Annotated in this window: 20 protein-coding genes; 6 read left to right on the forward strand and 14 right to left on the reverse strand. The window is 65.9% G+C overall.

Translation table 11 applies throughout. The features are described from left to right. The 3 genes from HDC35_RS10780 to HDC35_RS10790 all read right to left on the reverse strand — a co-directional run. Nucleotides 1–380: DUF2809 domain-containing protein (locus HDC35_RS10780; protein ID WP_184646587.1), on the reverse strand; the 380-nt coding region annotated here is incomplete at its 3' end. A gap of 16 nt (nucleotides 381–396) precedes the next feature. Next, on the reverse strand, nucleotides 397–1,179 hold the full coding sequence (gene hisN, locus HDC35_RS10785) for a histidinol-phosphatase (protein ID WP_184646589.1): 783 nt from the start codon (nucleotides 1,177–1,179) through the stop codon (nucleotides 397–399). A 144-nt stretch (nucleotides 1,180–1,323) separates the two neighbouring features. After that, nucleotides 1,324–2,259 (reverse strand): ribose-phosphate pyrophosphokinase, encoded by a 936-nt coding sequence (locus HDC35_RS10790; protein WP_184646591.1) that lies wholly within the window; start codon nucleotides 2,257–2,259, stop codon nucleotides 1,324–1,326. A gap of 189 nt (nucleotides 2,260–2,448) precedes the next feature. Between HDC35_RS10790 and HDC35_RS10795 the strand changes: the two genes are divergently transcribed. The 5 genes from HDC35_RS10795 (at nucleotide 2,449) to rpmG (ending at nucleotide 7,148) form a co-directional block, all read left to right on the forward strand. Further along, on the forward strand, nucleotides 2,449–4,107 hold the full coding sequence (locus tag HDC35_RS10795) for an NAD+ synthase (RefSeq protein WP_184646593.1): 1,659 nt from the start codon (nucleotides 2,449–2,451) through the stop codon (nucleotides 4,105–4,107). Between the two features lie 14 nt (nucleotides 4,108–4,121). Next, a complete protein-coding gene (locus HDC35_RS10800) occupies nucleotides 4,122–4,568 on the forward strand; it encodes a DoxX family protein (protein ID WP_184646595.1) in 447 nt (148 codons plus the stop codon). Between the two features lie 9 nt (nucleotides 4,569–4,577). Further along, a complete protein-coding gene (gene gltX / locus HDC35_RS10805) occupies nucleotides 4,578–5,888 on the forward strand; it encodes a glutamate--tRNA ligase (RefSeq protein ID WP_184646597.1) in 1,311 nt (436 codons plus the stop codon). A 138-nt stretch (nucleotides 5,889–6,026) separates the two neighbouring features. Next, the gene (locus tag HDC35_RS10810; protein WP_184646599.1) at nucleotides 6,027–6,764 is read left to right on the forward strand and encodes an energy transducer TonB; all 738 of its coding nucleotides are present in this window, start codon (nucleotides 6,027–6,029) and stop codon (nucleotides 6,762–6,764) included. A gap of 216 nt (nucleotides 6,765–6,980) precedes the next feature. Beyond that, nucleotides 6,981–7,148, forward strand: a complete 168-nt coding sequence (rpmG, locus tag HDC35_RS10815; protein ID WP_003042331.1) for a 50S ribosomal protein L33 — start codon at nucleotides 6,981–6,983, stop codon at nucleotides 7,146–7,148. 119 nt (nucleotides 7,149–7,267) lie between these two features. Here rpmG and HDC35_RS10820 read toward each other — a convergent pair whose 3' ends face one another. Continuing rightward, nucleotides 7,268–7,741 (reverse strand): Lrp/AsnC family transcriptional regulator, encoded by a 474-nt coding sequence (locus HDC35_RS10820; RefSeq protein WP_260397678.1) that lies wholly within the window; start codon nucleotides 7,739–7,741, stop codon nucleotides 7,268–7,270. Nucleotides 7,742–7,873: 132 nt separating this feature from the next. Between HDC35_RS10820 and HDC35_RS10825 the strand changes: the two genes are divergently transcribed. After that, a complete protein-coding gene (locus tag HDC35_RS10825) occupies nucleotides 7,874–8,017 on the forward strand; it encodes a hypothetical protein (RefSeq protein ID WP_184646601.1) in 144 nt (47 codons plus the stop codon). A gap of 16 nt (nucleotides 8,018–8,033) precedes the next feature. On the opposite strand, the gene HDC35_RS10830 is transcribed toward HDC35_RS10825, so the two are convergent. The 10 genes from HDC35_RS10830 to HDC35_RS10875 all read right to left on the reverse strand — a co-directional run bounded on the left by HDC35_RS10830 (nucleotide 8,034) and on the right by HDC35_RS10875 (nucleotide 14,939). Further along, complete coding sequence (locus HDC35_RS10830) at nucleotides 8,034–8,597, reverse strand: septal ring lytic transglycosylase RlpA family protein (protein ID WP_260397679.1); 564 nt, start codon at nucleotides 8,595–8,597, stop codon at nucleotides 8,034–8,036. A 68-nt stretch (nucleotides 8,598–8,665) separates the two neighbouring features. Continuing rightward, nucleotides 8,666–9,055, reverse strand: a complete 390-nt coding sequence (gene fliS, locus HDC35_RS10835; protein WP_184646605.1) for a flagellar export chaperone FliS — start codon at nucleotides 9,053–9,055, stop codon at nucleotides 8,666–8,668. Nucleotides 9,056–9,078: 23 nt separating this feature from the next. Further along, a complete protein-coding gene (gene fliD, locus HDC35_RS10840; RefSeq protein WP_184646608.1) occupies nucleotides 9,079–10,449 on the reverse strand; it encodes a flagellar filament capping protein FliD in 1,371 nt (456 codons plus the stop codon). A 44-nt stretch (nucleotides 10,450–10,493) separates the two neighbouring features. Then, nucleotides 10,494–11,633 carry a flagellar type III secretion system protein FlhB gene (gene flhB, locus HDC35_RS10845; protein WP_184646609.1) on the reverse strand — a complete coding sequence of 380 codons (1,140 nt, stop codon included), beginning with the start codon at nucleotides 11,631–11,633 and terminating at the stop codon, nucleotides 10,494–10,496. Nucleotides 11,634–11,636: 3 nt separating this feature from the next. Then, a complete protein-coding gene (gene fliR, locus HDC35_RS10850) occupies nucleotides 11,637–12,416 on the reverse strand; it encodes a flagellar biosynthetic protein FliR (protein ID WP_184646611.1) in 780 nt (259 codons plus the stop codon). A 7-nt stretch (nucleotides 12,417–12,423) separates the two neighbouring features. Continuing rightward, nucleotides 12,424–12,693, reverse strand: a complete 270-nt coding sequence (locus tag HDC35_RS10855; RefSeq protein WP_184646613.1) for a flagellar biosynthetic protein FliQ — start codon at nucleotides 12,691–12,693, stop codon at nucleotides 12,424–12,426. A gap of 4 nt (nucleotides 12,694–12,697) precedes the next feature. Beyond that, entirely contained in the window at nucleotides 12,698–13,468 is a 771-nt protein-coding gene (gene fliP, locus HDC35_RS10860; protein ID WP_260397680.1) for a flagellar type III secretion system pore protein FliP, read from the reverse strand. After that, on the reverse strand, nucleotides 13,458–13,736 hold the full coding sequence (locus HDC35_RS10865) for a flagellar biosynthetic protein FliO (protein WP_184646615.1): 279 nt from the start codon (nucleotides 13,734–13,736) through the stop codon (nucleotides 13,458–13,460). The genes fliP and HDC35_RS10865 overlap by 11 nt, the downstream gene beginning before the upstream one ends. Further along, on the reverse strand, nucleotides 13,736–14,074 hold the full coding sequence (gene fliN, locus HDC35_RS10870) for a flagellar motor switch protein FliN (RefSeq protein ID WP_184646617.1): 339 nt from the start codon (nucleotides 14,072–14,074) through the stop codon (nucleotides 13,736–13,738). Before fliN ends, HDC35_RS10865 begins: the two co-directional genes overlap by 1 nt. After that, entirely contained in the window at nucleotides 14,067–14,939 is an 873-nt protein-coding gene (locus tag HDC35_RS10875) for a FliM/FliN family flagellar motor switch protein (RefSeq protein WP_311770756.1), read from the reverse strand. Before HDC35_RS10875 ends, fliN begins: the two co-directional genes overlap by 8 nt. Nucleotides 14,940–14,956 lie beyond the last annotated feature (17 nt).

Genomic DNA, 14,956 nt, shown 5'->3' on the forward strand with positions numbered 1-14,956 from the left:
CCGACAAATCCCCGCGACCCATGACTGCTCCTCAAAAAGCAGTCTTGAATCAGACGCAGCCCGCTTTGGGAATCCCTTTTGTCAACACGGCCTAGTACCACACGCAAGATGCCCTGGTCGGCGAGACCGAGAAGCGCGAGCAAATCCACAACCTGCCCGATCTCGACGAGCAATCCGACGAAAAAAGCGGCGAGGGCGGCCGGCGCCACGCGCGAGGTCGTCACCGCGCGGAGCGCGAGATATACCAGAATCACCGCGAGCACGTCGCCAAGATACGGCCGGACGAAACGGTCGCGAACCCACAGCGCTATCGCGACCTCGATCAGGAAGAGGAGGAGGGCGGCCAGCGCATAGCGGGGCCGCCAGGTCAGCGCAGGCATCGCCGCTCCCCTCCCGTCAGTGGTGGCAAGCGAGCCCTTCGATCACATCTTCGAGCCGCGCCGGATCGCCGAGCGCGATGACGTGCCCCGAACTGTCGGCGTTGAGGGGGTCGCCTTTCCAGTCGCACATCGTTCCGCCCGCGCCCTCGACCACGGGAACGAGCGCGGCGAAATCGTGGAGCTTCAGCCCTGCCTCGACGACCAGATCGATATGGCCGCTCGCGAGCAGGCCATAATTGTAGCAGTCGCCGCCGAAGACCATCCGCTTGTGCGACGTCTTCGCCGCGAGTGCCATGAAATGCTCGCCGTCATGGTCGCTGAAATATTGCGGCCCGGTCGTCGCGAGCACGGCGTCGGAGAGGTTGCGGCACGCCCGCGTCGACGCGGGCTTGCCGTTGAACAAGGTCGGCTGGCCTGTCGCGCCGACCCAGCGCTCGCCGGCAATCGGCTGGTCGACGATGCCGATAAGCGGCCATCCGTCCTGGAGCAGCGCGATTAGCGTGCCGAAGATGGGACGCCCCGCCATGAAGCTGACGGTGCCATCGATCGGGTCGAGCACCCATTGACGCGAGGCTTCGCTGCGTTCGGCCCCATATTCCTCGCCGATGATCCCGTCGCGCGGCGCCTCGGCATCGAGCAGGCGGCGCATCGCCGCCTCGGCAGCACGGTCGGCTTCGGTTACTGGCGAGGCGTCGGCCTTGGCCTCATGGCTGAAGGCTGCGCGGAACAGCGGGCGAATGGCCGCGCCCGCCGCATCGGCGAGGCGATGCGCGAGGGCGATGTCGGATGCGAGGGTCATGCTGGGAAGCCTATACCAATAAAAGTTGCGTGTTCCCGCGAAGGCGGGAACCCATCTTCCATAAGTGCAAGATGGAAACGACCGAAGATGAGTCCCCGTCTTCGCGGGGGAACACCGTTTTTTGTTTGCGCGATGATCCGCCGTTCAGTCAAAGAGCGACGAGACGCTCGTTTCGTCGGCGATGCGCTTGATCGCTTCGCCGAGCAGCGGCGCCACGGTGAGCGTACGCACCTTGTTGCTGTCGTTCACTGCGTCGGTCGGCATGATCGAATCGGTGATGACGAGTTCCGTAAGCTCGCTCGCGTCCACGCGCGCGACCGCGCCGCCCGAAAGCACGCCGTGGGTGCAATAAGCGACGACGCCCTCCGCGCCCGCCGCCTTCAGCGCCGCGGCGGCGTTGCAGAGCGTGCCCGCCGAATCGACGATATCGTCGATCAGGATGCAAAAGCGGCCGGCGACATCGCCGATGATGTTCATCACTTCCGATTCGCCGGCGCGCTCGCGGCGCTTGTCGACGATGGCCAGTGGGGCGTTGTCGAGGCGCTTCGCGAGCGCGCGGGCGCGGACGACGCCGCCGACGTCGGGAGAGACGACCATCAGATTCTTGTCGCCGAAGCGCGCCTGGATGTCGGCGCTCATCACCGGCGCGGCATAGAGATTGTCGGTCGGGATGTCGAAAAAGCCCTGGATCTGCCCGGCGTGAAGGTCGATCGCGAGGACGCGGTCGGCGCCCGAGGTGGTGATCAGGTTGGCGACGAGCTTCGCCGAGATCGGCGTGCGCGGGCCGGGCTTCCGGTCCTGCCGGGCGTAACCGAAATAGGGAACGACCGCAGTGATGCGCTTCGCAGAAGCGCGGCGCAGCGCGTCGTTGATGATGAGCAATTCCATCAGATTGTCGTTCGCGGGGAAATTCGTCGGCTGGACGACGAACACGTCCTGGCCGCGGACATTTTCGTGAATTTCCACGAAGACCTCTTCGTCGGCGAAGCGGCGCACGCTCGTGTCGGTCAGCGGCAGTTCGAGATAATCGGCGATCGCACGGGCCAGCGGCAGGTTGCTGTTGCCGGAGATGAGTTTCATGGCGTGCAAGGCCCTTTCGCGCGGGGTGGGATTGCGCGCCCCCTTAGCCATCGCAGGCGGAGAGGGGAAGGGGTTAAAGGCGGCGGCGGGTTGATGATCGCCCCGAGCTTTCGCGGGAAGGACGAGACGGCTTGTGCGGCGGGCGAGCTGGCGGGTTGAAATCGCCCGGCTTGCGCCTAAACCGCAGGCATGACGCAGCAACTCACCATCGTCTTGTCGCAAATGACCCAGGCGGTCGGCGACCTCGCCGCCAATGCCGACGCGATGCGTGCGGTGCGCGCGCGGCACCCGGGGGCCGATCTGATCCTCTATCCCGAATTCCAGCTGATCGGCTATCCGCCCGAGGATCTGGTGCTGAAGCCCGCGCTGGCGGAGCGAGCGGCGAAACTGCTTACCGAACTCGCCGCGGAAACCGCCGACGGCGGCCCGGCGATGCTCGTGGGGTCGGTCGAGCGGGACGGCGCCGATCTCTACAATATCGTCGCGCTGCTCGACGGCGGCGAAATCATCGCGACGCGGCGCAAGCATGAACTCCCCAATTACGGTACATTCGACGAGAAGCGGATCTTTGCACCCGGCCCGCTCCCCGATATCGTCGAATGGCGCGGGATGAAACTCGGTCTGCCGATCTGCGAGGATGGCTGGCTGCCGGCGGTGTGCCAGCATCTCGCGGCGCAGGGCGCCGAGCTGCTGATTTCGGTCAACGGCAGCCCCTATGAGATCGACAAGGACGAGCGGCGCTTGACGCAGGTCTTCGCGAGCCGCGTCGCCGAGACCGGGCTGCCGCTGATCTTCCTCAACCGCATCGGCGGGCAGGACGAGCTGGTGTTCGACGGCTGCTCCTTCGTGCTGAACGGCGATGGATCGACCGCGCACCGGCTGACCGACTGGGAGGCCGAGGAGCGCGTCACGCGGTGGACGAAGAGCGCGCAAGGATGGGCTTGTGAAGCCGGCGCGATCGCCGACTGGGAGGCGCATCCCGCCGACATTTACAGCGCGATGATCCTGAGCTTGCGCGATTATGTCGAACGCAACCGCTTTCCCGGCGTCGTGCTCGGGCTGTCGGGCGGGATCGATTCGGCGATCTGCGCCGCGATCGCCGCCGATGCGCTCGGCCCCGACAAAGTGTGGTGCGTAATGCTCCCGAGCCGCTTCACCAGCCAATCGAGCCTCGACGACGCCGCGGGCTGTGCGGAGATGATCGGGTGCCGGCTCGATACGATCCCGATCGCTCCCGCGATCGAAGCGTTCGACCAGATGCTCAGCGGGAGCTTCGCCGACAGGCAAGTCGATATCACCGAGGAAAATGTCCAGTCGCGCATCCGCGGCGTGACGCTGATGGCGCTCAGCAACAAATTCGGGCCGATGCTGCTGACGACGGGCAACAAGAGCGAGATGAGCGTAGGCTATGCGACGATCTATGGCGATATGGCGGGCGGCTATAATCCGCTGAAGGACGCGTACAAAATGACGGTCTTTGCGCTGGCGAAGTGGCGCAACGAAAATGTGCCGCGCCTGTCGCGCAACCGGGTTGCGCCGGTGATGCCCGATACGATCGTCACCAAGCCGCCGAGCGCCGAGCTGCGCCCCGACCAGAAGGACGAAGACAGCCTGCCGCCCTATGCCGATCTCGACCGCATGCTCCATATGCTCGTCGAGGAGGAAGCGAGCGTCGACGATGTCGTCGCGCGCTATGGCTTCGATCGCGACTCGGTGGTGCGGATCGAGCGGCTGCTGATGCTCGCCGAGTATAAGCGTCGGCAGGCGCCGCCGGGGGTGAAGCTGTCGACGCGCAATTTCGGGCGCGACCGGCGCTATCCGATCACACACGGGTTCAGAACCGGATAGAGGGGGAGAACGGCATGGGATGGCTGGGATCGAAGGCGCCGCCCGAGCGGGCGGAGCAGGTGCTCGAAATCTTGCGCGTGACGGTCGCGATCCTGATCCTGATCCACGGCGTCTATCGCCTGTCGGCGGGGCTCGTCGCGCCTTTCGGCACCTGGCTCGACAGCCTCGGCTTCCCCTTCGGCTATGGCTGGGCGATGGCGGTGACGCTGTACGAGCTGGTCGGTCCCGCGCTGATGCTCGCGCGCCGCTGGACGAGCCTTGTCTCGCTTGGCCATGTCGCAATCCTGACGCTCGGCATGATCCTCGTCCACCTGCCTGCGGGCTGGTTCGTCGTCGGCGGCGGGCGCAACGGGATGGAATATAGCGTCATCCTGATCGTCGCGCTGCTCGGCATCGCCTGGGCATATTGGCCCGCGCGGCGCAGCGCATCGCTATCGCCTCGCGGCCGAATGCGGCTATAGGCGCCGCTCATGACCGTCATCACCCGCTTCGCCCCTTCGCCGACCGGCAGCCTCCACGTCGGCAACGTCCGCACCGCGCTCCACAACTGGCTATGGGCGCGCAAGCATGGCGGGCGCTTCCTGCTGCGGATCGACGACACCGACCTCGAACGGTCGAAAGAGGAATATGTCGGGGGCATCCGCGCCGACCTTGCGTGGCTCGGGCTCGATGTCGACGGCGAGGAGCGCCAGTCGGCGCGCTTCGCGCTCTATGAGGCCGAATTCGACAAGCTGAAGGCGGCGGGGCGCGTCTATGCCTGTTACGAGACGCCCGAAGAGCTGGACATTCGCCGCAAGATACTGCTTTCGCGCGGATTGCCGCCGGTTTACGAGCGCAAGCCCGAGGGCGCGCGGGCGCCCGAAGGCGTCGCGCCGCACTGGCGTTTCAAGCTCGACCATGACGCGTCGATCGAATGGACCGACATGGTCCGTGGCCCCCAGCATTTCGAGCCCAAGACGATGTCCGATCCCGTCGTTCGCCGCGCAGACGGTAGCTGGCTCTACCTGCTGCCGAGCGTGATCGACGATATCGCGATGGGCATCACGCATGTCGTGCGCGGCGAGGATCATGTGTCGAACACCGCGGCGCAGATCCAGATGTTCGAAGCGCTGGGGGCGAAGCCGCCCGCGTTCGCGCACGAAGCGCTGCTCGTCGGCACCGAGGGCAAATTGTCGAAGCGGCTCGGCTCGCTCGGCATGGCGAGCCTGCGCGATGGGGGGATCGAGCCGGTCGCGCTCGTCGCGCTGCTCGCGCGGCTCGGCACCAGCGACCCGGTCGAGCCGGTGACGACCCCGGCGCCGCTGATCGAGAGCATCGACTTCGCGCGCTTCGGCCGCGCGCCCGCGCGCTTCGACGAGGCCGAACTGGCGCTGCTCAATCAGAAAATCCTGCATCATACCGGCCATAAGGCTGTGGCCGATCGGCTCCCCGCCGCGATCACCGAAGCGCGCTGGAACGCGATTCGCCCCAATCTGATGACAGTGGCCGAAGCCGCCGAATGGGTGCCGGTGTTCGACGGTCCCTTCGACCCGCCGCCGGTCGACGGGTCCGACCGGGCGGTTCTGGACGCCGCCGCCGCCGCGGCGCCGGATATCGCCTGGACCAACGACCCGTGGCACGCGCTGACCGGCGCGGTGAAAGAGGCGACGGGGGCAAAAGGCCGCGCGCTGTTCCTGCCGCTGCGCCGCGCGCTGACGGGACGCGACCATGGCCCCGACATGGCCGAATTGCTTCCGCTGATCGCCAAGGACGAGGCGGTCGCGCGGTTTTCGGCCACCTGATCTTCTTGGCCAAGCGATAGCTTGCCGAGTGATTCGCTTGACAAATTAAGTGATGTTATAATATCACTCTGTTCCGACCCGGTCCGATAGGACGGCCGGAACGCCGCGAAGCCGGGTCGAAAGGCAAGGAGAGATGCCATGACCCTGATACCCCTGATTTCCGCGATCGTCGCCACGCCCAAGGCGACGACGAGGCCCGCGGGTGCCTCTGGCGCGGTGCCGCGCACAACCTACGGCAGCGACAATCGTCATCATCCGGTAGCCGCGCTGTTCGCGATCGGCCTGCCGGCGGCGCTCGTCGCCGCGGTGGCGCTGTCGCCGATGATCATTGTCGACGAACCCGCGACGTCGACGCCGCCATGGACGTCGATCACGCTGCCCAAGCCGAAACCGCCCGAGCAGAAGCCCGATCCGAAACCCCAGGCCCCGCCGCAGCAGACCCGCTTCACGGCACCCCCGAACCCGCTTCCCCCGATAGCGCAGAATCCGCCCGAGGCGCCGCCGCTGCCGCCCGTTGCGCCATCCGCGGGCACCGGCGATGCGCCGTCGGTTCCGATCGATCCGCCCGTCGCGCCGGCCAAACCAAAACTCGTGCTCGCGCAGCTCGATTCGCGCTTCGCCGGCGCTTTCCAGCCCGACTATCCGGCGAGCGAGCAGCGGCGCGAGATCGAGGGAAGCGCCAAGGTACGGGTGCTGATCGGCACCGACGGGCGCGTCAAGGCGGTTGAACTGATCAGCGCCGACAGCCCCGGCTTTTTCGAGGAAACCCGGCGGCGGGCGCTCGCCAAATGGCGTTTCAAGCCGGCGACGCGTGGCGGCGTGGCCGAAGAAAGCTGGAAGGTGATGACGGTCCATTTCCAGATCCGCAACGGCTGATCCGCGATCGGGACCGGCTGCGGCGGGCGGTTTTACGCCGCCCGCCCGCTCCTTTCGCTTGACAGAAAAGCCGAATCCCGCCAAAGGCGCCCGGATATCGGGGGCGGCGCCATGCGCGCGGCCCTCTATGTTTTTTCACACCAACGTCGGGGCCCCTAGTCCCGCGGCATCGGTCGGACCGCCGGCGGATGTGCAGTTATTTCGAGGAACAGGGCCATGGCCAAGCCGACGACTGTCAAGATCAAGCTGGTGAGCACCGCCGACACGGGCTTCTTCTATGTCACGAAAAAGAACCCGCGCACGATGACCGAGAAAATGTCGGTGCGCAAATATGATCCGCGTGCGCGCAAGCATGTCGAGTTCAAGGAAGCCAAGATCAAGTGACGTATCGACCCGTTCGGCAAGGCTGAACGGAAGGCGATGCGCCATCCCCGCGAAGCGCGGTCAGGGCGATCCAGGAGGGGCGGCCATTGTGCCGCCCTTTTTCGTGTCCGTCGCCGGCGTCAGTCGCGAAGCGGTCGCCGCGCGATATCATTCTCGATGATGTTGCGGATCGTGATCATCGTCGTGAAGGAATGAACGCCCTTGTCCTCGCCCAGCGCGCGGCGGGTGAAGGCGTCATATTCCTCCATCGAACCGACCTGGACCTTCAGCAGGAAGTCGTCGTCGCCCGTCACCTCCCACACGCCCGTTATTTCGGCGTGCCGCGCGATCTGCCGCGCGAAGGCGTCCATCGTCTGCGGTCCGGCCTGTTGCATCTGGACGAGTACATGCATCGTCAGCGCCGATCCGGTCAGCGCGGGATCGACGATTGCGATGTCGGCGACGATGATCTTTTCCTCGCGCAGTCGGCGCAGGCGCCGCAGCACCGCCGATAGCGACAGGCCGACTCTTTCGGCGAGGACGCGCGCGGGCAGGAGATTGTCCTGCCGGACCAGCGCCAGCAACCGCCGGTCGAATTCGTCGAGGGTGATCATTTTTCGCATCATCCGGTCCATAACGCAAAAATTCGCCGCATTCACGGCCAATTTTGGCGCCTATCGCCATGCGTCCCGCCATAGAAAAGCGGGTGCGGGCCATTTCCTATTGGCGCCGGTATCGCGAGGTGAATGATGTTCCAGAACAGGAAAGCACTTGGTTTCGGTCGCTGGTGGACTGCAGTGGTCGACGTGTCGGCGACGGCGGTCGCGATCCACTATGCCGCGCCGTGGCGCAATCGGGACATCGCCGCCGCGAGACACAGGCCTGCGTAACCGGGACCGCGATCGATTAATCCTGACCCTGGAGCGCGCGGGTTTCGAGCCGCGCGCGCAGGCGTTGCAATTCGCGCGCGGGCACGGGGTCCAGACCGCGCGCAGGCTTGCCCTTGCGAAGCCGTTCGCGGTCCTTTTCCGACGGCTCCACGCGGCGCACGCGTACCGGCGCATGCCCCTGCGCCTTGATGCCAAGCTCTTCGGCCGCGCCGCGCGAAAGGTCGATGAGCCGTCCTTTCGCAAATGGCCCGCGGTCGTTGACACGAACGATGATCCGCCGGCCGGTGTCGAGCGCCGTCACCTCGACATAGGTCGGCAGCGGCAGCGTGGTGTGCGCGGCCGTGATCCAGCCCGAACGAAACGCTTCGCCATTGGCGGTGCGGTTCCCCGATTCGCTTCCATACCAGCTGGCGTATCCCACGGCGTCATATGTCGGCGCGGCAGCGGGTACATAGGTCGTACCGCGAATCGAATAGGCCGGACCGATCCGTACCGGTGTGTCGCTCACCGGCCGGAAATTGCCCCCCGCGCAGGCGGCGAGCAGCATCATCATCGCGCCGGCGCATCCGGAACGGATCATGGATTTTCCTGTCATTCCGCGACCCTAGAACGGGACGGTGCCGGGATAAAGACCCGCGGCCGGCGCAATCAGCGCAGCTGGCGCCACGCACCGCTGATGGTCAGCACCCCTTCGAGAAGTTCGGCCAGCCCCTCGGCGCTGTTCGCTGCGACCGCATCGTCGAGCTTGCGGCGCATGCTGCGATACACCCGCGACAGCGCCGTCGCGACGTCGCCGCCCTTGTCGCGGTCGAGCCCCGCATCGAGGCCGATCAGGATCGCCCGGGCGCGGTGCGCCGGCTCGGTCGCCGAAATGCGTTGTCCCTGCCGGATCATGGCTGCAAGTACGCCGATGGCGGTTTCCAGCTCGTCATACAGCATTGTCACCAGCTCGACCGGGTCGGCGGCGGCGGCGCGGCTTTCATGCTGCAAGCGGCGATAGAGTCCGGTTGCCCGGACAGTCGATGCGGTGGCGGTCACGGCGTCGGTCCCCAAGCTTTGCCTTAATCATTACCCTGGTTCGACCAGAGCTTGATCTGTTGTTCGAGATAGGTCTGCGTCGCCTTGAACGCGGCGAGCCGCGCTTCGAGCTTGCCATATTGCTTCTCGAGGCGGGCTTTGTAGGCGTCCTCGCGCTCCTCGATCTTTTCGAGCTGGTCGCTGAGGCTTTCCTTCTTGGCGTCGAGCGATTTCGACACGCGATCGATGGCGCCGTTGATCCCGATCGCCTTGTCGCGAATCGCGTCGAGCGCGAAGGCGATTCCGGGGTCGCTCTGTTCGGTATGGGTGGCATCGCGGCGCGGGTTGAACAGCGCCTCGACCGCGCCGGCGTCGGTTTCTAGCGCCTTGTCGAGTTTGGCATTGTCCACCGTCAGCAGCCCGTCCTTCGTCGTCGAAATCCCGATGTCGGACAGCTGGTTGATGCTGCCGTGGCTCGAGATCACCTTGTGGATGAGGCCGCCGAGTTCGCGTTCGAGTTCGCGCAGCCCGGTGGTCGGGCCCGACAGGCTCGACGCTGCCACAAGTCTCTTCTTGAGCTGATTATAGACCGCCACGAAATCGCCGACGGTCTGCTTGATCATGTCGAGCGGGCGGCTCGCGCCGATATCGACGGGCTGGCCCGGCGCCGCCTTTTTCAGCGTGAGCGACATGCCCGGAATAACGTCGTCGACGATGTTGCTGGCGCGGCTGAACGCAACGCCGTCGATCGTGAATTGCGCGTTGGCGGCGCTTTGTCCCTCGGTCATCCCGCCCGACGTCGCAAAGGCGGACAGGCCGGGATCGGCGCCGGCGTCGGCGGTCAAGGTGAAGGCGCCGACCTCGCCGGGCGGCCCTTTGAGGATGATGCGATGGCCGCCCTCGTCGGCGATGATCGACGCGGTGACGCCTGCCCCGCTGCCGTTGATCGCTGCGGCAAGACCGTCGAGGCTGTTGTTGGTTGCGTCGATGGTGATCGTCTTGGCAACGCCGCCGACAGTCAGCGTCATCGTACCGGTGCCGATTGCGTCGGCGCGGCTGGCGACGATGCCCGAATAATTGGTCTGCGCGCGCGCGAGCTGGTTCACGACGATGGTTGCGGCGAAGCTGTCGGCGGACATGCCGGCGCGGCTGGTGGCGCCGAGCACGCTTTCGTCGGACACCGTCGGCGTGCTGCGCAGCGTCCCGTCCGCGACCATCTGGCCCAGCGAATCGGCGAATCCGTCGAGGTCGGCGCGCGCCTGCGACAGTGCGCTGATTCGGGTCTGGTTCGCCTGGGTCAGTTCGACCATGCGCGCGATCTTGGGATCTCGCGACGCGTTCGACAGGTCGGTGACCAGCTGTTTGATGTCGATGCCCGACCCAAAGCCGAGGCTGTTGGCGATTGAACTGACCATGTAAAATATCCTTCGACCTCCTTAACGGCGGCCTGCGGACGATCTTAAGCCTGCCGGCGGCCCTCGGGATCGAAATGATGCGATGGCGGCACATCGACCGCCGGTTGGACGATTCCTTCCGCTGCCGCGCGTTCCAGCTGGAAGACGAAGGCGAGCACCGTGGCGACCGCGACGAACAATTCTTCGGGAATGACCCGCCCGGCACGCGCGGTGAAATAGATGGCGCGGGTCAGCTGAGGATATTCGAGGATCGGGACGGCGGCGGTGCGAGCGAGCTCGCGGATCGACAGCGCGACATCGCCGCGCCCGCGCGCCACGACGACCGGCGCCGCGTCGGTCCCGGGACGATAGCGAAGCGCCACCGAAAAATGCGTCGGGTTGGTCAGGACGACGGTTGCCTCGGATACCGCCTTGCGCGCCGATCCGCTCAAAATCTCGTGCGCGCGCTGCCGCTGCGCCTGCTTGAGTTCGGGGGCGCCATCGGACTGGCGCATCTCGTCCTTGATTTCCTGCTTGCTCATCATCAGCCGCTTGTTGCGCTGGAACCATTGCACCGGCACGTCGATCAGCGCGATGACGACCAGCCCGCCGGCGAGCACCAGCATCGCGTGGCCGATCGATTTTCCGGCAAGCCCGACCGCCGCCGTCAGGTCGGTCGACGCCATGCCCATGATCGCGGGCAGGCTGCGTCCCACCAGCCAGTAACCGATGGTCCCGAGCAGCAACACTTTGGCCAGCGCCTTGCCGAGTTCGGTCGCGCCCTGCACGCCGAACATCCGCTTGAGCCCGCTCATCGGGTTCAGCCGGTTGCCCTTGAAATGCAGCGCCTTGCCGCGCCACCCAAAGGATCCGAGCATCGCGGGACCGGCGATGGCCGCGCCCAGCGCGAGCGCGAACAGGCTGGCGAGCGGCAGCAGGATTTCGACGCCGTTGCGCATCAGCGCTTCGCCGGGCGCAAAATCGGCGACGTCGGCGGCGGTCAGCGTCAGCCCGCGGCGGACAAGGTCGCTCGCCGACTGGACGAACCAGCCGCCCGCGGCGATCATCCAGCCGGCAGCCGCGAGCATCATCAGCGCGGTCGCCAGCTCGCGCGACATCAGCACATCGCCCTCGCGCGCCGAATCCGACAGCTTTTTCGCCGTCGGCTGTTCGCTTTTCTGATCCTTGTCGCTGCCTTCGGCCACGGTTCAAATACCGGCCATCATGCGCGCGGCGTCAAGCGAGTCGGACAGGATGCGCGCGATCGCCTCTGCCATCGCGGGAGTCGCGATGCCGAGCAGCACGATGCCAGCGAGCAAGGTCGCGGGAATGCCGACGGCGAACAGGTTGAGCGCGGGGGCCGAGCGGCCGATCACGCCCATGATGATCTGGACGAGGATCAGGACGAATCCGACCGGCATCGCGATGGTGAGGCCCGCGGCGAACATCAGGCTGCCGAAACGGATGAGGCCGCCGATCGCATCCCACGACGGAAAGGCATTGCCGGGCGGCAGCGCGTCATAGCTGCCCACGATGATGTCGATCAGCACGAGATGGCCATCGGCGGCAAGGAACAGCGCGGTCGCCATCATCGACAGGAACTGGCCGATCGCCGAACTCGACGCGCCGCTCAGCGGATCGACCATCGAGGCGAAGCCGAGGCCCATCGCATTGCTGATCACTTCGCCTGCGAGCAGCGCGGCGGCGAGCCCCATCTGGAGCACGAAGCCGATCGCGAGCCCGATCACCACCTCGCCGACGATGAAGAAGAAACCAGGGATCGACACGATGCCTTCCGCCGGCAGCGTCATGCCCGACGCCGCCACCGCGGGCACTCCGACCGCGAGGGCGATCACCAGCCGCAGCTGAACCGGAACGTTCGATGCGCCGAACACCGGCGCGGCGATGAACGCGGCACCGGGGCGTATCATACCCAGCATCCATAGCTGGAGCATCGCCTCGATATTCGGGATGTCGGCGGGATTCATCGGCGTCCTATCGGACGAGCGCCGGGATCTGCGCGAAGATTTCGCGGGTGAAATCGGTGAGCAAGACAAGGATGCTGCCCCCGAAGATTGCAAGGCAGACCGCGGCGACGATCAGCTTGGGGACAAAGGTCAGCGTCTGTTCGTTGATCGACGTCGCCGCCTGGACCATGCCGAGCAGCACCCCGATGACGAGCACCGGCAGCAACAGCGGTGCCGAGGCGAGCGCGAGAATCCATAGCGATTGCTGCGCGACCCCGATGAAATAATCGGCTTCCATCGCGCTAACTCACGAAGGAGGATGCGAGCGACCCCATCGTCAGCGCCCAGCCGTCGACGAGGACGAAAAGGAGCAGCTTGAAGGGCATCGATATGATCGTCGGCGACAGCATCATCATACCCAGCGACATCAGCGCCGACGCAACGATCAGGTCGATGACGAGGAAGGGCAGAAAGATGAGAAAGCCGATCTGGAAGGCGGTCTTGAGTTCGCTGGTGACGAAGGCGGGGAGCAGGATCGAGAAGGGCACGTCCTTCGGGCTCGCGTAGGTCGGCGCTTTCGCGATCTTGGCGAACATCATCAGGTCGGTCTTGCGCGTCTGCTTCATCATGAAGCCGTGCAGCGCGTCGCCCGAACGCGATACCGCTTCGCCGATATCGATCTGTTCCTGCCCATAAGGTTCGATCGCGACGCGGTTCACTTCGCTGATCACCGGCTGCATCACGAACAACGAAAGGAAGAGGCTGAGACCCACAAGCACCTGGTTCGGCGGCGTCTGCTGGAGCCCGAGCGCATGGCGCAGGATCGACAGCACGATGATGATCCGCGTGAAGCTGGTCATCATCAGCAGCAACGACGGCAGCACCGTCAAGAGGCTCATCAGGACGAGGATCTGGAGCGACAGGCTCAGCGGCCGGCCGTCGCCGCCGATTTCGCTCACCGCGCGATTCAGGCCGTCGGCGGCCTGCGCATAAGCGGCGGGCGCGGCGCAAAGCAGCGCGGCGCCGCCCGCCAGCGCGGCGGCGCGCAGCCAGACGCGGCGATCAATCCGCATGGAAATCTCCCTGGCTGTCGTCGGCGAGGCGCGTGATGCCATTCCGCGACACCGCAACGAGGATGCGCTGCCCGGCAAATTCAACCACCGCAAGCTTCGATCCCGGACCGAGCGGCAGAACGTCGACCATTTCGACGGCACGCGTCCGGGCGCCGCCGCCGACAAGCGGAACCCCCATCTGGACGCGCTTCCACAGCCACAGGCTGCCCCACGCCATGCCGCCGATGATCGGCAACAGGATGAGCAGGCGCAGGATATATTCGAACATCAGGCCCTCCGCTCGAAACCTTCGAGGCCGCGCGCCGGCGCGACGATTTCGGCGACCTGGATGCCATAGCGGCCATCGACGCTGACGATCTCGCCCTTGGCGATCAGCGTGCCGTTGGCATAGATGTCGAGCAAGTCGGTCGCGGCGCGATCGAGTTCGATCACGCTGCCTTCGCCGAGCGCGAGCAGTTCGGCGAGCGTCATCGAGGTCGAACCGACCTCGACCGATACGCGCAGCGAGACGCCGGCAAGCAGGTCGAAATTGGGGGCCGCGGCGATCGTCTTGTTGTCGCGGCGGTCGGCACGGGGCGCCGCGGGGGCGTCGCTGAGTTCAGTCATGGTTCGGTCCTTTTTCGATATGGTCTATCATGATCGCGGCGTTGCCATTGGCTTCGCCGATGCTGCCGACCGCGAAGCTGCGGCCCGCGACGGTGACGGGCACATGGCGCGGCATCGCCAGCGGTATGATGTCGCCGACTTCCAGCGCGAGCAGCTTGACGAGGCTGATTTCGGGGCGCGCGAGGACCGAACGGACGGGCAGCCGGACGCCGCGCAGCGCCTTGTTGAGCGCGTTCGACCACAGCGGGTCGGCGTCGTTCGCGGCCTGCGTATCGAGGATATCGGTCCCGGCGATCGCGCGGAGTGCGGCAAGCGGATAGGCGCAGGCGATCGTGCGACCTTCGAAGGGTGCGCCGCGCAGGGTGAAATGCTGAACGAACATCTCGTCGTCGGCGCGGACCGCCGCGAGCTTCGCGGGGTCGGTCGTCACGCAATCGAGTTCGGGATCGACCGCCAGCTTGTCGCGCCATGCGGTCGCGAGTTGCAACCCCATGTCGCGGCCGAGACGCGCTGCGAAACGCTCTTCGGCGTCGGTCAGATCTTCGCGTTCGACGGCAGGTTGTCCCTTGCCGCCATAGAAAATGTCGACAAGTTGAAGGATGAGCGACCGGGCCGCGGCGATCAGAACGGGACCTTTCAGCGGCGGTGCGTGGTAGCGCCAGAAGATGGCGGGGGCAGCTGCGGCGCTCCATTCAGCAAAGCTCATCTGTTCGGCGTTCGCGCGCTCAACCTGGATGGCGGGCGCGCCAAGCGCGCGCAAGAGGTCGCGCAGGCTGCGCCCGAACTGATTGGCGACGCTGTCGAGCACGGGGAAGGCGTAGCTGCCTTCGGCCTTGCGCAGCAGTAGCGACGCTTTCGTATCCACCTTTGGAGTGGCCGGAG

It is taken from the genome of Sphingopyxis sp. JAI128, assembly GCF_014207235.1.
Classification (GTDB): Bacteria; Pseudomonadota; Alphaproteobacteria; order Sphingomonadales; family Sphingomonadaceae; genus Sphingopyxis.

What these genes read in the sequence shown, in the direction of transcription:
- hisN (WP_184646589.1), bottom strand. Translation starts at nt 1,179, where the DNA reads ATGACCCTCGCATCCGACATCGCCCTCGCGCATCGCCTCGCCGATGCG.
- HDC35_RS10790 (WP_184646591.1), bottom strand. Translation starts at nt 2,259, where the DNA reads ATGAAACTCATCTCCGGCAACAGCAACCTGCCGCTGGCCCGTGCGATC.
- HDC35_RS10795 (WP_184646593.1), top strand. Translation starts at nt 2,449, where the DNA reads ATGACGCAGCAACTCACCATCGTCTTGTCGCAAATGACCCAGGCGGTC.
- HDC35_RS10800 (WP_184646595.1), top strand. Translation starts at nt 4,122, where the DNA reads ATGGGATGGCTGGGATCGAAGGCGCCGCCCGAGCGGGCGGAGCAGGTG.
- gltX (WP_184646597.1), top strand. Translation starts at nt 4,578, where the DNA reads ATGACCGTCATCACCCGCTTCGCCCCTTCGCCGACCGGCAGCCTCCAC.
- HDC35_RS10810 (WP_184646599.1), top strand. Translation starts at nt 6,027, where the DNA reads ATGACCCTGATACCCCTGATTTCCGCGATCGTCGCCACGCCCAAGGCG.
- rpmG (WP_003042331.1), top strand. Translation starts at nt 6,981, where the DNA reads ATGGCCAAGCCGACGACTGTCAAGATCAAGCTGGTGAGCACCGCCGAC.
- HDC35_RS10820 (WP_260397678.1), bottom strand. Translation starts at nt 7,741, where the DNA reads ATGATCACCCTCGACGAATTCGACCGGCGGTTGCTGGCGCTGGTCCGG.
- HDC35_RS10825 (WP_184646601.1), top strand. Translation starts at nt 7,874, where the DNA reads ATGATGTTCCAGAACAGGAAAGCACTTGGTTTCGGTCGCTGGTGGACT.
- HDC35_RS10830 (WP_260397679.1), bottom strand. Translation starts at nt 8,597, where the DNA reads ATGATCCGTTCCGGATGCGCCGGCGCGATGATGATGCTGCTCGCCGCC.
- fliD (WP_184646608.1), bottom strand. Translation starts at nt 10,449, where the DNA reads ATGGTCAGTTCAATCGCCAACAGCCTCGGCTTTGGGTCGGGCATCGAC.
- fliR (WP_184646611.1), bottom strand. Translation starts at nt 12,416, where the DNA reads ATGAATCCCGCCGACATCCCGAATATCGAGGCGATGCTCCAGCTATGG.
- HDC35_RS10855 (WP_184646613.1), bottom strand. Translation starts at nt 12,693, where the DNA reads ATGGAAGCCGATTATTTCATCGGGGTCGCGCAGCAATCGCTATGGATT.
- fliP (WP_260397680.1), bottom strand. Translation starts at nt 13,468, where the DNA reads ATGCGGATTGATCGCCGCGTCTGGCTGCGCGCCGCCGCGCTGGCGGGC.
- HDC35_RS10865 (WP_184646615.1), bottom strand. Translation starts at nt 13,736, where the DNA reads ATGTTCGAATATATCCTGCGCCTGCTCATCCTGTTGCCGATCATCGGC.
- fliN (WP_184646617.1), bottom strand. Translation starts at nt 14,074, where the DNA reads ATGACTGAACTCAGCGACGCCCCCGCGGCGCCCCGTGCCGACCGCCGC.